Origin of the sequence: Paenibacillus sp. 7523-1, assembly GCF_002276415.1 — a bacterium.
Classification (GTDB): Bacteria; Bacillota; Bacilli; order Paenibacillales; family Paenibacillaceae; genus Paenibacillus; species Paenibacillus illinoisensis_A.
The window spans coordinates 1-378 of record NZ_NPBR01000043.1; the positions used below are offsets into that span (position 1 = coordinate 1).

The window sequence follows — 378 nt, forward strand, 5'->3', positions numbered from 1 at the left end:
GATCTCCAGGCTTACAATGACTCCGTTCTTCTCTAAATTTTTTACGACCTGCTCCGCATGCTCATTCAGCGGGTTATTGCCCAGATATACCTCGGTTAAATGAGGCATGGTTTCAAGCACAGCAATATCCTGAATGAGGTTATTTTGTAGATATAGATATTGTAAAGTTGGATGGTTCTTTAATGGTGTCAAATCCTGAATCCGATTATGGTCCATAATGATCCATTCAAGATTCGTCTTCTGAAGTGGTCTTAAGTCCGATACCTGATTACCGCTGGCAAGCAAACTTGTAAGATTGCGTAAATTTTTCAAAGGTTCTAGACTTCTTATTTGGTTATCGCTAATCAATAAACTTTCCAAATTGCGTAATCCTGAAAG

The 378-nt window shown here is 38.6% G+C and carries 1 protein-coding gene; it reads right to left on the reverse strand.

Features of this window, described 5'->3' with window-relative positions:
- Positions 1-360 (reverse strand): leucine-rich repeat domain-containing protein (locus CHH60_RS29425; protein WP_141237001.1); only part of this gene is annotated, 360 nt, incomplete at its 3' end.
- Positions 361-378 lie beyond the last annotated feature (18 nt).